The organism is Enterococcus villorum (genome assembly GCF_007990225.1).
In the GTDB taxonomy this organism is placed as follows: domain Bacteria; phylum Bacillota; class Bacilli; order Lactobacillales; family Enterococcaceae; genus Enterococcus_B; species Enterococcus_B villorum.
The window spans coordinates 39623-55260 of the sequence record NZ_BJWF01000015.1 but is presented as its reverse complement, the minus strand read 5'-3'; the positions used below and the strand labels follow the sequence as shown (position 1 = coordinate 55260).

Annotated in this window: 12 protein-coding genes and 1 pseudogene; 11 read left to right on the top strand and 2 right to left on the bottom strand. The window is 35.4% G+C overall.

Annotation, left to right across the window (positions count from 1 at the left end):
* A pseudogene (locus EVI01_RS07285) lies at nucleotides 1-1687 on the top strand (hypothetical protein); the annotation flags it as partial.
* 298 nt (nucleotides 1688-1985) lie between these two features.
* On the opposite strand, the gene EVI01_RS07280 reads toward EVI01_RS07285, so the two are convergent.
* A complete protein-coding gene (locus EVI01_RS07280; RefSeq protein ID WP_010751242.1) occupies nucleotides 1986-2384 on the bottom strand; it encodes a VOC family protein in 399 nt (132 codons plus the stop codon).
* A gap of 444 nt (nucleotides 2385-2828) precedes the next feature.
* On the opposite strand from EVI01_RS07280, the gene ylqF reads away from it, so the two are divergent.
* From ylqF to EVI01_RS07230, 10 genes are all read left to right on the top strand, one after another.
* Nucleotides 2829-3689 (top strand): ribosome biogenesis GTPase YlqF, encoded by an 861-nt coding sequence (gene ylqF, locus EVI01_RS07275; RefSeq protein WP_010751241.1) that lies wholly within the window; start codon nucleotides 2829-2831, stop codon nucleotides 3687-3689.
* Entirely contained in the window at nucleotides 3682-4449 is a 768-nt protein-coding gene (gene rnhB / locus EVI01_RS07270; protein ID WP_010751240.1) for a ribonuclease HII, read from the top strand. Before ylqF ends, rnhB begins: the two co-directional genes overlap by 8 nt.
* Before the next feature lie 57 nt (nucleotides 4450-4506).
* Nucleotides 4507-5364, top strand: coding sequence for a DNA-processing protein DprA (dprA, locus tag EVI01_RS07265; protein ID WP_025480657.1), 858 nt, complete (start codon nucleotides 4507-4509; stop codon nucleotides 5362-5364).
* 120 nt (nucleotides 5365-5484) lie between these two features.
* Nucleotides 5485-7563, top strand: coding sequence for a type I DNA topoisomerase (gene topA / locus EVI01_RS07260; protein ID WP_010751238.1), 2079 nt, complete (start codon nucleotides 5485-5487; stop codon nucleotides 7561-7563).
* A gap of 19 nt (nucleotides 7564-7582) precedes the next feature.
* A complete protein-coding gene (gene trmFO / locus EVI01_RS07255; protein ID WP_010751237.1) occupies nucleotides 7583-8905 on the top strand; it encodes an FADH(2)-oxidizing methylenetetrahydrofolate--tRNA-(uracil(54)-C(5))-methyltransferase TrmFO in 1323 nt (440 codons plus the stop codon).
* 225 nt (nucleotides 8906-9130) lie between these two features.
* Nucleotides 9131-10030 carry a tyrosine recombinase XerC gene (gene xerC / locus EVI01_RS07250; protein WP_010751236.1) on the top strand — a complete coding sequence of 300 codons (900 nt, stop codon included), beginning with the start codon at nucleotides 9131-9133 and terminating at the stop codon, nucleotides 10028-10030.
* 40 nt (nucleotides 10031-10070) lie between these two features.
* Nucleotides 10071-10619, top strand: a complete 549-nt coding sequence (gene hslV / locus EVI01_RS07245; RefSeq protein WP_010751235.1) for an ATP-dependent protease subunit HslV — start codon at nucleotides 10071-10073, stop codon at nucleotides 10617-10619.
* 12 nt (nucleotides 10620-10631) lie between these two features.
* Complete coding sequence (hslU, locus tag EVI01_RS07240; RefSeq protein ID WP_010751234.1) at nucleotides 10632-12032, top strand: ATP-dependent protease ATPase subunit HslU; 1401 nt, start codon at nucleotides 10632-10634, stop codon at nucleotides 12030-12032.
* A gap of 15 nt (nucleotides 12033-12047) precedes the next feature.
* A complete protein-coding gene (gene codY, locus EVI01_RS07235; protein ID WP_010751233.1) occupies nucleotides 12048-12839 on the top strand; it encodes a GTP-sensing pleiotropic transcriptional regulator CodY in 792 nt (263 codons plus the stop codon).
* 366 nt (nucleotides 12840-13205) lie between these two features.
* Nucleotides 13206-14081: an aldose 1-epimerase family protein gene (locus tag EVI01_RS07230; protein WP_010751232.1), complete on the top strand. Its 876-nt coding sequence runs from the start codon at nucleotides 13206-13208 to the stop codon at nucleotides 14079-14081.
* 140 nt (nucleotides 14082-14221) lie between these two features.
* Here EVI01_RS07230 and plsY read toward each other — a convergent pair whose 3' ends face one another.
* Nucleotides 14222-14866, bottom strand: a complete 645-nt coding sequence (gene plsY / locus EVI01_RS07225) for a glycerol-3-phosphate 1-O-acyltransferase PlsY (RefSeq protein WP_010751231.1) — start codon at nucleotides 14864-14866, stop codon at nucleotides 14222-14224.
* Between the last annotated feature and the right edge of the window lie 772 nt (nucleotides 14867-15638).

Genomic DNA, 15638 nt, shown 5'->3' with positions numbered 1-15638 from the left:
TCTTTCAGAAAATACGCTTACCACAGCTACAACACCAGCGAGTCCTACACCAGCAATAAATGCTACACCAGAGCAACCCACACTAGCTAAAACGACAACAACCGAGAGTCCTACACTTTCTATACCAGAAACATATATTCAAAGAAGAAATAAAATGCTTGAATTAAAGTTCGATATGGTCATGCAAGAAACAAAGGCTTTAAATGAACAATTTCTTGAAATAGATAACTTTTTTTTATCGAAGAAGAAGGCTCATGACTTTACATTATCTAAAACTAATGAAGACTTAAGCTTACGACAAGATAATATAAAGGACAAGCTACTTCCAAAATTAAAGAATGAAACAAATTTGCTTCAAGATCAAATAATGAATGAGAAAAATTATATAAACTCGCTTGTAAAAACAGGAGAAATGAGCTCTTTGAAAGCAGAAGAGGATATGAATGAGTATGATAAACTCACTAATCAATTTGAAAAGCTAAGTAATCAGTTTGACGTTGATAATAGAAGGAATATAACAGATAAATTATTGAAACAACACTTTCCAAATTTCACTCCTACAACAGTTATGAATAATACATTTACAACCAAAAGACCTACTATTTCTACACCAGAAACATATATTCGAAGAAGAAATAAAATGCTTGCATCAGATTTCAGCAAGGTAATGGAAGAAATAAGTGACTTACGTAACCATGTTAATGGGTTAATTACTGAGATAGATCTCAACGTGTCATTGAAGAAAGTATATCCTGAGTTATATAAACGTCTTCCTAGCGATGAAGACTTAAATGCAAAAATTGATGATGCAAAGAATAACCAACTTCCAAAATTAGCGTATGAAAGAGATTTGGTTCAATCTCAAATAATGAATGAGAAAAATTATATAAGTTCGCTTGTAAAAGAAGGAAAAATAAGCGCTGTGGAAGCAGAAGAGTTTATTAATAGGTATAATGGACTCATGGATAAATATAAACAGCCAATTCCTGACATTAACATGGATAACATTACAACCACAACAGAAAGAACTGCCACAACTACCACAGAGATTCCTACTCTTTCTACTTCGGAAACATATATTGGAAGAAGAAATAAGATACTTGAATTAAATTTCGACATGGTCATACAAGAAACAATGTATTTAAGTAATAAAGCGAATGAGATAGAGGATATGTTATTCTTAAAGGAGCAGTTTCCTGACTTACCACTTCCTAATAGTATTGAAACCTTAAAAGCACAACGTGATGAGATAAGAGGTGAACTACTTCCAACATTAGTTGATCAAAGAGACTTTGTTCAATATCAAATAATGAATGAGAAAGATTCTATCGAGCCGCTTGTAAAAGAAGGAAAAATGAGCGCTGTGGAAGCAGAAAAGTATAGGAATGAGTACAATAAACTCATTGATAAATTTGAAGTGCCAGTAAATGTTTTTGGTCATGAATTTGACAACATAAGAAAGAAAAGAGACCTATCATTGGAACAAAGCTTTTCAGAAAAATCAGTAAATATAGCTACAGATAATAAAGAAAAACCAAGGCTTTCAGATAAATCAGCAAATAAGGCTACAGATAAGAAAGAAAAACAAAGACTTTCAAAAAAACTAGAAAGTATCACTACAAATAATAAACAAAATGTATTAAGGGGACGTTCAGTGATGAAACGAGAGCCAGTTATAGCAAGGTAGTTTATAAAAAAGTGTGTCAATTCCTCAATGCTAGTGTCAAGCATTGCAAGGGAGCAAACGAAAAGAATTGCAAAAAGTGTTAGCTTAAAAACGCGCTGAGAACCATCTAAGGAGTAAACTTGTCTCTCCACTTCTATAGAATAAGTCTCCATATTTGTCATTAGTTTACATCTAGAAGAAGAGTGACTGAACAGCTCAAACGCCTTACCTCCAAAAATATTTAGTGCCCAAAAAAGTTCGATTTTTTGTCTAACTTTTTTGGGCGCTATACTAAATTGGTCTTTTTAAGAGTCAAATATCACATTTTCATCCATACAGGTTCTAAAGTATTCCCATCTAAATCTTGAACTTCAAGGGAATACATCTCTTCTTCTGGCATACCCATGTCGACTTCATGATAACTTCCCCCATTTTCTCTGGCTATTTCTGCGAATTTTTTAACTGCTTCAGCATTTTCTACACTAAAAGAAATCAAAGCCCCACTTGTTTTTTTATTGTCAGCAATTTCTTTGTCTTTTAAAAACTTTTTATAAAAGTCGTGAGACAACAACATCACCCAAAAAGTATCATCCCAAACCATTGAACTTGCTTGTTCATTTGAAAATTCTTCATTTTTCTTGAAACCTAATTTTTCATAAAAAGCCACAGACTTATCTACATCTTCCACAGGAAAATTAACAAAAACCATACTATTCATTTTATTCTCTCTCCTTTTCTATTTTTATCTATCATCCGTCATTTTGTAACCGTTGTCAAAAAATGTGAACTAAAAAATATGGATTGGCGTATTTCTAAATTCTTCTTAAATTAAAAAATTGCTGTCTGTAAAAATGAAGTTGCCTCTTTATTCAGTAATATCCACTAAACATTTTTATGCATTAAGAAGATAACTGTAATGTGTCGGTTGTGGAAATGAATCAATCTGTTTGATAATAAGTAAAAATAATAAATGAAGGTATTCAAATCGCCTTATGGGGAAAAGTCCTTTAAAATTAAGAAGATAGACGGTTTAAAATATGATAAAATAAAAAAGTAAGTTTTTTCAGAATCTATTCAACAAAATGATTCATCCTAATAAAATAATAAATATAGTAAGTGAAACAATTTATGGAGAACAAAGTATAAGAGGAGAGAATAAAAAATGACGATCCAATGGTTTCCAGGACATATGGCGAAAGCACGCCGTGAAGTTTCTGAGAAAATGAAATATGTCGATATCGTGTTTGAATTAGTGGACGCACGATTGCCACTATCATCACGTAACCCAATGCTTGATCAAATCATCCAACAAAAACCAAGATTGGTTTTATTAAATAAAGCAGATTTAGCCGACCCACAACAAACCAAATTGTGGCAACAGTATTTTAATAAACAAGGGCACCAAGCATTAACCATCACTGCTCAAGAAAGCAAAGGAATCAAGGCACTGATACCAGCTGCAAAAGAAGCTTTAAAAGAAAAACGTGCACGTGATGCTGCTCGAGGAATCAAACCTCGTGCGATCAGAGCAATGGTTCTAGGCATTCCCAATGTCGGTAAGTCGACTCTAATGAACCGACTAGTCGGCAAAAAAATTGCTCAAACTGGCAACAAACCAGGGGTGACAAAAGGACAACAGTGGCTACGTTTAGGCAGTGAACTAGAATTATTAGATACTCCAGGAATCTTATGGCCAAAGTTTGAAGATGAACAGATTGGGAAAAAATTGGCCTTAACAGGTGCAATCAAAGACCAATTAGTTCATTTGGATGATTTAGCCATTTATGGTTTAGACTTTTTTGCCCGTTACTATCCAGGAAGAGTGGCTGATCGTTATCATTTAAAATTAGACGAAGAGCAACAAATAGCATCGGAATTACTGATGACTATTACTGCCAAGCGTGGTTATAAAGATGATTATGAGCGGGGGAGCGAAGTAGTCGTTTTTGATATTCGTCAAGGGAAACTGGGACGTTACACCTTAGATCGTTGCGAAGAATTGGAGCAAGAAAGCGATGAGTGAAGCAATTCTAAGTATTAAAGAACGATTAAAAGAAATTCGTTCATTAGATGATCCTGCGGTTGCTGTTTTAAGACAAGATCCACGAAAAGGCGTTCAGCAAGCCCTACTTGCCTTTGAAAAACGGCTGAAAAAAGAGGCTCTTATTCAAGAAAAATATTTGGAAATGTCAATGTTTGAGCAAATGGCATATGAACAAGGACATGAGTGGATTGCAGGAATTGATGAAGTAGGGCGTGGTCCATTGGCAGGGCCAGTCGTAGCAGCAGCGGTTATCTTGCCTAAAAATAAACAAATACTTGGGTTGAATGATTCAAAACAATTATCAGAAAAAAAACGAACAACGCTTTATGAACAGATTCAACAAAAAGCAATTGCTATCGGTATCGGTCTCATTGATGAAAGAAAGATTGATGAGGTGAACATCTATGAAGCAAGTAAATTGGCGATGATTCAGGCGGTAGAAAAATTAGCAGTGAAGCCTAGCTATTTGTTAATTGACGCAATGACTCTTGAGTTACCTATCCCCCAAGAAAAATTGATTAAAGGAGATGCTCGCTCTGTATCAATTGCCGCAGCAAGCATTATTGCTAAAGTGTATCGTGACAATCTGATGAAAAAATATGAGGAATTATACCCAGGTTATGGTTTTGGTCATAATGCCGGTTATGGTACTAAAGAACACTTACAAGGGCTTGCGAATCTGGGAATTACACCCATCCATCGAAAAACTTTTGCTCCAGTGAAAAACTATTTAACATAAATGTTCCTCTCTTACGTATTTTATTTAAAAGTAGTGTAAGAGAGGTGACTTTTAATGATAGATAAGATTGATCGTTTTTTACTTAAATTGGCTTATGCAAAAGGTATCAGCATTCAGGGAAGATGGGCTGTTGTGCAATCTTTATTAAAAACGGGAAGAGAAGAACTATTTTGTCATGAGATTATTGAAATTGCCAAAATTTATCGTTATCAGGAGAAATTTAAAGAAAGTTGGCAGAAATTAACCAACCATTTTTATGAGTTTGAAATCACTCAATCGTTTATTACTTGCTTAGATCCACTCTACCCGTCACAGCTTCTTCATCTTGCTTTTCCGCCGATTCTTTTATTTTATACAGGAGATCTTACTTTGCTTGAAAGGAAGATGCTTAGTGTGGTAGGTGGAAGGCAAACATCTATACTTGCAAAAAAAATTGTTCATCAGTTACTTTCTCCTGTCATAGCAGCTGATTATGTGATTGTTAGTGGCTGTGCAAAAGGCGTTGATACATATGCACATCAAGCTGCGATAAAATATTCGGGAAAAACAATCGCAGTCATTGGTACGGGTATAAAAAAAGTTTATCCAAAGGAAAATCAATATCTTCAAGAAGAAATTGGGAAAAAACATCTTTTACTTAGTGAATATCCACCAAATGAAGGACCTAAAAAATATCGATTTCCTATGCGAAATCGAATCATCGCTGCCTTGTCACAAGGAACTTGTGTCATTGAAGCCAAACAGAAAAGTGGTTCTTTGATAACAGCGCAACAAGCATTAGAAATTGGTAGAACTGTTTTTTCTGTGCCTGGGAATATTTTAACAGAACATTCAGTCGGCTCACATCAACTGATTCAAGATGGCGCAGTTTGTGTGATTTCTGGACAAGATATATTGTTGGAATTGAGAGAATAACAAGAACTTTCTCATTTGATTTTCTTGACAAACGTTTTCTGAATGGATATGATAAGCTACGATTTGTATGAGTCCTCTTATATAGTAGGAACACGTCAATGGAAAGGAGTCCATTCAGTAATGGCATATAAATATTTAGTGATCGTTGAATCACCTGCAAAGGCCAAAACCATTGAAAAATATCTTGGTCGCAATTATAAGGTAATGGCTAGTGTTGGTCATATACGTGATTTACCTAAAAGTAAAATGGGAATTGATATTGAAAACAACTATGAGCCCCATTATATTTCAATTCGAGGAAAAGGCGATGTCATAAAAAGTTTAAAATCAGCAGCAAAAAAAGCTCAAAAAGTCTATCTAGCAAGTGACCCGGATAGAGAAGGAGAAGCAATTGCTTGGCATTTGGCTTATTTATTAGGGCTAGATTTATCAGAAAAAAATCGAGTGGTCTTTAATGAAATTACAAAAGATGCGGTTAAAGCTGCGTTTAAAGAACCTCGAACGATTGATGTTGATTTAGTAGATGCTCAACAAGCACGAAGAGCGTTAGATCGTTTAGTTGGATATTCCATTAGTCCTATCCTATGGCGTAAAGTCAAAAAAGGATTAAGTGCTGGGAGGGTTCAATCCGTTGCGCTAAAAATCATTATTGATCGAGAAAAAGAAATTCGTGAATTTATTCCAGAAGAATATTGGAGTATTGATGGAAACTTCAAGAAAGAACGGAAAAAATTTAAGGCGAATTTTGGGGGCATCGATGGAAAAAAGAAAAAATTACCTGATGCACAGTCAGTAAAAGAAATAACTGAACGAATAGATGGACAAGATTTTACGGTTCAAAAAGTTGAAAAAAAAGAAAGAAAAAGAAACCCAGCTAACCCATTTACAACGAGTAATCTGCAACAAGAAGCAGCCAGAAAACTGAATTTTAGGACTCGTAAAACCATGATGGTCGCACAACAATTATATGAAGGAATTTCTTTAGGTAAGCAAGGTACAGTTGGTTTGATTACTTATATGCGTACCGATTCTACTCGTATTTCGGATACAGCAAAAACAGAAGCAGCTACCTTTATTGAAGAAACCTATGGGAAAGAATTTTCTAGTCATGTGAATCGTAAAACTAAAAATGCCCAAGGTGCTCAAGATGCCCATGAAGCGGTTCGTCCGACGAGTGTTTTACGAACACCAGAAGAAATCAAACAGTATCTAGATAAAGATCAGTTGAAGCTGTATACATTAATTTGGTCAAGGTTTGTAGCCAGTCAAATGACACCAGCTATCTTAGATACGATGAAAGTGACTTTAGCGCAAAATGGTGTTATTTTTATTGCAAATGGTTCGAAAGTAAAATTTAAAGGATTTATGCAAGTATACGTAGAAGGCAGAGATGATGGCAAAGAAGAAAAAGAAAACATCTTACCAGAATTAGCAGAAGGTGATGTTGTTCAATCTGTTAATATCGAGCCTAAACAACATTTTACTCAACCACCAGCAAGATTTAGTGAAGCTACACTGATTCGTGCACTTGAGGAAAATGGTGTAGGTCGCCCTTCCACATACGCCCCAACTCTTGATACGATCCAAAGGCGTTACTATGTGAAATTAACCCAAAAACGTTTTGAGCCAACTGAACTTGGGGAGATCGTCAATTCACTGATTTGTGAGTTCTTTCCACAAATTGTCGATATCCATTTTACTGCAGAAATGGAAGGGGATTTGGATAAAATTGAAGAAGGAAAAGAAGCCTGGATTAGAGTGGTTGACCGTTTCTACAAACCATTTGAAAAAGAATTAACCAATGCAGAAGAGAAAATTGAAAAAATCCAAATCAAAGATGAACCAGCAGGATTTGATTGTGACATTTGCGGGCATCCTATGGTTATCAAATTAGGAAAATATGGTAAGTTTTATGCATGCAGTAATTTTCCTGACTGTCGAAACACAAAACCAATTGTGAAAGAAATTGGCGTGACTTGTCCTGTTTGTCATGAAGGACAGGTAATTGAACGCAAGTCCAAGAAAAATCGGATTTTTTACGGTTGCTCGCGTTTCCCAGAATGTGAATTTACTTCTTGGGACAAACCAATCGGCAGAAATTGTCCAAAATGCGACCAATATTTAGTAGAAAAGAAAGTAAAAGGTGGCAAACAAGTTGTCTGCGTCAATGGCGATTACGAAGAAGACATTCAAAAATAAAATGAGAAGAGGTTCTTAATTGAAAACTGTCAATGTTATCGGGGCAGGATTAGCTGGAAGTGAAGCTGCATGGCAGATTGCGCAAGCTGGCGTTCCTGTTCGTTTATATGAAATGCGCCCTGTCAAATCAACAGAAGCGCATCACACAAGCAATTTTGCTGAATTAGTTTGTTCCAACTCTTTAAGAGGAAATAGTTTGGCAAATGCGGTCGGTTTATTAAAAGAAGAAATGCGCCGATTAAATTCTGTGGTTATCACTTCAGCTGATGAAACGGCCGTTCCTGCTGGGGGAGCTTTAGCAGTGGATCGAGATTCTTTTTCTGAAACGATTACGCGTAAAGTCAAAGAGCACCCATTAGTTACGGTTATTAATGAAGAGATGACTGAAATTCCAGATGGGATTACGGTAATTGCTACTGGGCCTTTAACTTCTCATCCCTTAGCAGAAAGTATCAAAAAATTTAATGGATCTGATGGTTTCTATTTTTACGATGCTGCTGCACCTATCGTCGATAAAGCTACGATTGATATGGATAAAGTTTACTTGAAATCGCGTTACGACAAAGGCGAAGCCGCTTATTTAAATTGTCCGATGACCGAAGAAGAGTTTAAAGCATTTCATGAAGCATTAACTACAGCAGAAGTGGCAGAACTTAAATCTTTTGAAAAAGAAAAATATTTTGAAGGTTGCATGCCGATTGAAGTTATGGCACAACGTGGATTTAAAACAATGTTATTTGGACCAATGAAGCCCGTTGGATTAGAAGATCCAAAAACTGGTAAACGACCATACGCTGTGATTCAACTTCGTCAAGACAATGCAGCTGCTTCATTGTATAATATTGTTGGGTTCCAAACTCACTTAAAGTGGGGAGAGCAAAAACGTGTTTTTCGGATGATTCCTGGTCTAGAAAATGCTGAGTTTGTTCGTTATGGTGTGATGCATCGTAATAGTTTTATGAATTCGCCAGAGTTGCTAAAATCCACGTATCAGTCAACGAAACGAGAAGATTTGTTCTTTGCAGGACAAATGACAGGCGTAGAAGGTTACGTTGAAAGTGCGGCAAGTGGTTTACTTGCAGGTATAAATGCTGCACGTTTAGCAAAAGAAAATGAGCCGATTGAGTTTCCAAGAGAAACAGCGATGGGAAGTATGGCTTATTATATTACTCACGCAGAAGGGAAACATTTCCAACCAATGAACGCCAATTATGGATTATTCCCTGAACTACCAGGACGTATTCGCGATAAGAAGTTACGTTATGAAGCAATTGCGCAAAGAGCACTTGCAGCGAATGAACAAGTAAAAAGTAAATTATTAGAAGAAATGACAGCCCATTAGATGAGAATGGCACCTTTTTAACGGAGGTGTCTTTCTTTTAGCTAAAAAATCATTTTTTTAGGTGTGAATCCTTTCAATCTCTTTCACCGAGCCTCAAATGTTTGTCAAGATAATTGTTCTAATTGTGAATAAACTTAGAAATATTGATTAAATTCTGACAATTTATTTGTTTTTTTAATTTTGCTATGCTAAATTTATTTCTGGGATTAAAAGGAAGGTGATAAAATGTCAGAGCCAATATGGAAAGAGAAATTTTTGCGCTATTTGATTGTGGAGCGTGGATATTCTGAAAAAACGCATGAAGCGTACGAAGAAGATATCACTAATTTTGAAAGATTTCTCGCCGAATCTGGAGAAGAGAATTTATTAAAAATCAATCATTTAGACGTGCGAGTGTATTTAAGTTATCTATCCGATGAGCGGTATAGTCGAAATTCGATCAGTCGTAAAATTGCTAGTCTGCGTTCATTTTATCAATACCTTTTAAAAGAAGAGGCGATCAAAGAAAATCCTTTTTCTTATGTCCATCTAAAAAAGAAAAATTTAAAACTTCCACGCTTTTTCTATGAAAACGAAATGCAAGCTCTATTTGCTAGTGTGACGGGTGACAAACCATTAGAGTTGAGAAATCGTGCCTTACTAGAAATACTTTATGGTTCAGGTATTCGTCTAAGCGAGTGTAGTAACTTAAAAGTATCAGAAATCGATTTTGACTCAGAGGTTATGTTGATTCATGGAAAAGGGAATAAAGAACGCTATGCACCACTTGGTTCATTTGCACAAGATGCTTTGTATGAATATTTTGAAAAAGGGCGTCGTGTCCTCATGGATAAATACCAGAAACAACATGAATTTGTTTTTGTAAATCACCATGGCGAACCGATTACACCGACAGGCATTGAATATGTATTGAATCAAGTCATTAAAAAAAGCAGTTTAGACAGTTCAATCCACCCACATATGTTGCGGCATACATTTGCAACACACTTACTAAACAATGGAGCGGATATGCGGACTGTCCAGGAATTATTAGGACATGCCAATTTATCTACTACGCAAATTTATGCCCACGTAACAAAAGAAAGTTTACAAAAAAATTATCGTTCTTTTCATCCAAGAGCGTAACTGAAAGTGTCAATGTGAACGTAACAAGGAGGAAAAAATTATGGTAGAATCACAATTTCATTCAACAACGATTTGTGCTGTTGAAAAAGATGGGAAATTTGCAATGGCAGGAGACGGCCAAGTAACGATGGGTGAGTCTGTTGTTATGAAAGGCAGTGCTAGAAAAGTCCGTCGAATCTATAATGATGAAGTCATCGTGGGATTTGCTGGAAGCGTAGCAGATGCATTTACTTTAGAAGAGAAATTTGAAGGAAAACTAAATGAATACAACGGAAATTTACAAAGAGCAGCGGTAGAGCTAGCACAAGAATGGCGTACGCAACAATCAATGCAAAAATTAGAAGCTATGCTGATTGTGATGAATGACAAAGAGATGCTGTTGGTTTCAGGAACAGGTGAAGTCATCGCACCTGATGATGGCATTCTTGCGATTGGTTCCGGTGGTAATTTTGCATTAGCTGCTGCTCGAGCAATGAAAAACTATGCGCAAAATGAGATGAGCGCAAAAGAAATAGCAGAAAATGCGTTAAACATCGCAGCGGACATTTGTATCTTTACAAACCATAATATCATCGTAGAAGAATTATAGAGGTGAAAAAATATGTATGAATTAAAGCAAACACCAAGACAAATTGTCAGTGAATTAGATCAATATATTATTGGGCAACAAGCAGCCAAAAAATCTGTTGCTGTTGCGTTACGTAACCGCTACCGTCGATTACAATTAGACGAAAAAATGCAACAAGATATTACGCCAAAAAACATGTTAATGATTGGACCAACGGGAGTAGGTAAGACAGAAATAGCTCGCCGTCTAGCCAAAATCGTTCATGCGCCTTTTGTGAAAGTAGAGGCCACTAAATTTACAGAAGTTGGTTACGTTGGTCGAGATGTGGAATCAATGGTACGTGATTTAGTCGAAAATGCTATCCAAATCGTAGAAAAAGAACAATATAGTAAAGTTTATGCAGAAGCTAAGAAAAATGCAGAGAAACGATTGGTGAAGGTTTTAGTACCTGGCATTAAAAAAGAACAAAAACAAACAGGCAACCAGTTTGAACAGATGATGAATCTATTCAATGCTGCACAACAAACCACTGCAGAACCTCAAGAAGAGGTGACAGAAGAAATTCGTGTGAACCGTAAAACAATTCTTGAGCAATTACAAAAAGGATTGCTTGATCAACGTCAAGTAACGATTGAAGTCGAAGATCAAAAGAAACCTGCCCCAATGATGAATAATGGATTGGAACAGATGGGGATTGATTTAAATGAAACATTAGGTGCATTAACACCTAAGAAAAAAATAGAACGTAGAGTCACAGTTAAAGAAGCACTCGAACTATTGATCAAAGAGGAATCTGCTAAACTTGTTAAAGATGCCGATATCCATAGTGAAGCAATCAAATTGGCAGAATCAAGTGGCATCATTTTTATTGATGAAATTGACAAAATTACTTCAAAATCACAACAATCAGGAGAAGTATCAAGAGAAGGTGTCCAAAGAGATATCTTGCCGATCGTTGAGGGTTCACAGGTAAATACGAAGTACGGTGTTCTTCAAACAGACCATATACTATTCATTGCTTCTGGTGCTTTTCATCTTTCAAAACCAAGTGATTTGATTCCAGAATTACAAGGTCGTTTCCCTATTCGTGTCGAATTAGATGATTTATCTGCAGAAGATTTTATTAAAATATTGACTGAACCAAATAACGCATTGATCAAGCAGTATGTAGCATTGATTGGTACAGAAAATGTTTCAGTTATTTTTACCAAAGAAGCGATTGAAAAAATTGCTCAAATTGCGTATGATGTCAATCGCGACACCGATAACATTGGTGCGAGACGTTTGCATACAATCCTTGAAAAATTGTTAGAAGATTTATTATTTGAAGCGCCAGATATGCAAATGGGCGAAATTACAATTACCGAAGCTTACGTAGTGGAAAAATTAGGGTCTATTGTAGCTAATGAAGATTTAAGTCGCTTTATTTTATAAAATCGGAGGTAGAAAATGACGGATTTATTAACCAAAACACGCAATATAAACAAGTTGCTACAACAAAAAAATACTTTTGATATGCAAGCTGATTTACCTTATGATAAGATGGCGGTGACTTTAGGCGCTATTTTAGACAGTAATGTATATATTATCAGTAGTGATGGCGTACTTTTAGGCTATGATGAGCGTCATGACGTAAACAATGAACGGATAAAAATGATGTTTGTTGAAAAACAATTTCCCGATTCTTATACAGACACAGTGGACCAATTAAACAAAACAGAAGCAAATATTCCTATTAGTAGTGAAATGACGGCTTTTCCTTTTGAAGCGAGAGAAAAATACCCATTTGGATTGACAACAGTAGTTCCTATTTTTGGTGCAGGTGAACGTTTAGGAACAATCATTTTATCAAGGATGGAACAAATTTTTACAGATGAGGACCTTGTATTGGCTGAATATGGCGCAACCGTGGTTGGTATGCAGATTCTTTATCAAAAATCACGAAGCATTGAAGCGGATGTAAGAAGTGCTACAGCTGTGCAAATGGCTATTAATACTTTGTCTTATAGTGAATTAAAGGCAGTTCAAGCAATTTTTAACGCACTAGATGAGGATGAAGGACGTTTAACTGCATCGAATATTGCTGATAAGATAGGCATCACTCGCTCTGTGATTGTGAATGCATTACGTAAATTAGAGTCAGCTGGAATTATTGAATCGCGTTCTTTAGGAATGAAAGGAACATATCTAAAAGTTCTAAACTCTCGATTTAAAGAAGAACTAACAAAGCATAGTTATTAACAAATGTTTTTTACAAACAGAGTAGCTTCTCAAAAAGTAGGTCATTTCATACTTAGCGCTATTATAGATTTGACCAGAAAATACGAGCTTTCTTTTCATGATTGCTCGGCTTTCTACTTGTAAAAAAAGACCATGAGGGTAAAACCAAAAATCAAATTGATAATTTGGTTTATCTTCTCAATCAAATAAACGGACAAGAGCAGAAAGGATGTACATTAGCAAACATCTAGAAATGTTCAAAAAAGACGTGAAAGAGCAACCAGCAAAAGAAAACTTGCTGGTTTGTCTTTCATTTTGTCAGATTCTAGATGTATGAACGAGTGTTTCATTCTGACTGAACCGCTGAACGATGGAGGAATTATTATTATGACTGTAATCATTCAAAACGACCAATTGATTGCTGAAATTGCTGAGCATGGAGCAGAATTAATCAGTTTAAAATCAAAAGAAACAAATCTCGAATATATCTGGCAAGCTGATCCAGAGTATTGGGGAAGACATGCACCGGTGTTGTTTCCTTTTGTTGGTCGTTTAAAAGACGATCAATATACGTATCAAGGAAAAACTTATTCAATGGGCCAACATGGTTTTGCTAGAGATATGGATTTTGAAGTGATTGAACATGGGCAAGAATTGGCCAGTTTCGTACTTAGAAGTACACCAGAAACGAAAAAAAATTATCCTTTTGATTTTGAATTAGTCATTTCTTATGAGTTGGGTGGTGATGGAATCACGGTACATTATCAAGTAGCTAATACTGGAGAAGAAGAAATGTTCTTTTCTATTGGTGGTCATCCAGCCTTTAATGTTCCTCTGGAAGAAGGGTTAACTTTTGATGATTTTTATCTTGCTTTTTCACCGAAAAAGTCAAGATTGCGTTTGCCTTTAAAGGGTCCTTATATTGATATGGATCAAAGAACACTAGGGCAAACAAATACAAACCTAGCCCTAATGCGTGAATTATTTGAAAATGATGCGTTGGTCTTTGAAACAAAAGGATTAAATGCGTATGCGATTCGTAGTGAAAAATCTAGTCACAGTATTACTTTAAGTTATAAAGATATGCCTTATGTTGGAATCTGGTCACCCTATCCAAAAGAAGCACCATTTGTTTGTATTGAACCTTGGTGTGGGATAGCTGACACAGTGGATAGCTCGGGTCATTTAATGGAAAAAGTAGGGATCAACCAATTAGGCGCACACGAAATCTTTAAGACCAAATATTCAATTACTGTTAAGTAGAATAAGCAGAAAGAAAATAGCCTCATAATAAATAAAACTAGCTCTTTCTATTTTGGTGGTTCTCACGTATTCTAGTAAAAAACAACCAGTGGAAGAAAGAAAAAACAGTTGACTGTATGTTGCAGTCAACTGTTTTTATCTCATAAGTGCTCTTTTTTCTTACTGCTATTCAAACCGAAAGGAATACGACTTTCCGAGTGATTTTTGATACGTTGAATATTGTCTTTGTGACGATAAAAGATAAAAGCAGAAACTAAAAAGGCAATTATCGTTAGTAACCAATTTTGTTTAGGTAGGATACTCGGTGCTAAATAAGGCAGGAAGATTGTCGATAAAGTAATTAATGTGGCGCTAATCATACTAGTCAAACTAACCATACTGGTACAAAATAAGGTAACGACAAAAATAATACTCGAATATATGAAAAATAAAGGATTAAATCCTAATAACATACCTGCACTTGTTGCGACCGCCTTTCCACCTTTGAATTTAGCAAAAATAGGAAATGTATGACCTAAAATCGCACAGACACCAAACCAAAGGGGATTGATTGATGTTACATGAAAAATAATCGGTAAGCAAGTGGCTAAGGTTCCCTTTAAGATATCCATAAACAAAACAACGGTACCTGCTGTTTTTCCTAATACTCTAAATGTATTTGTAGTACCAGTGTTGCCACTGCCATGCTGTCGGATATCTTTTTTAAAAAATAATTTGCCTATCCAAACACCCGAAGGTATTGAGCCTAAAAGGTAGGCGGTTAAAAATAATAAGATCAATTTCATGATTCTACCTCTTTCAAGTTAAAAACTATTGTTTATTTTAGCATGAATAAGCATTCGGAACAATTGAAAAAATTGAAGATTGAGCGAGTAAAAATGAAATAAAAGGGGAAAGTAAGAGCAGACAGAAATGTCTACAGAAAATTTCATTCAGATAGCAATTTTATATGACGTGAAAGCTCTTCAAGTTTGGTGTATGATTCATCTACTAAATCATATAGAAAAAATTCTACATGGTGAGACGAAATGAACTTCATCGTCCGAGTGATTCGTTTCTTATACTGACTGTTTGTCATATCGAATAAAATAAATAGACAATATATCTTGTTTTTTGTTTTATGTAACTAACGAACTTCTTATACAAACAGCGGTATTTCACATCGATAGAGGATAGTGTATTCTGTTTAAATTACTTTAAAAGAAGAAAAAGTTGCATCATAGGATTAAAAAACAAATATAAATAGATAAGCAATAGTAGCGTAAAGTTTTTTATCACAGAACAATGGATGTATGTTTTTCGAGCCATCCAATTTTAGCTGGAAAAGAAATTCTAGAAGAAAAATTTTATATCTATTTGACAGTCATAGAAAAACAAATCAATAGGGCTGTTTTTCGTCATAGTATAAATATTTACACTAGGAATAAAATGAAGCAGAACCTATAAAAAATGGATCAGACGGATATGGTTTTGGATCGTTGAACCAAAATCAAACTTATAAAGATAAAAAAGCAATAACGAAAAAAATGACTGCTTCCACAAAGGAATTTTAGAAAA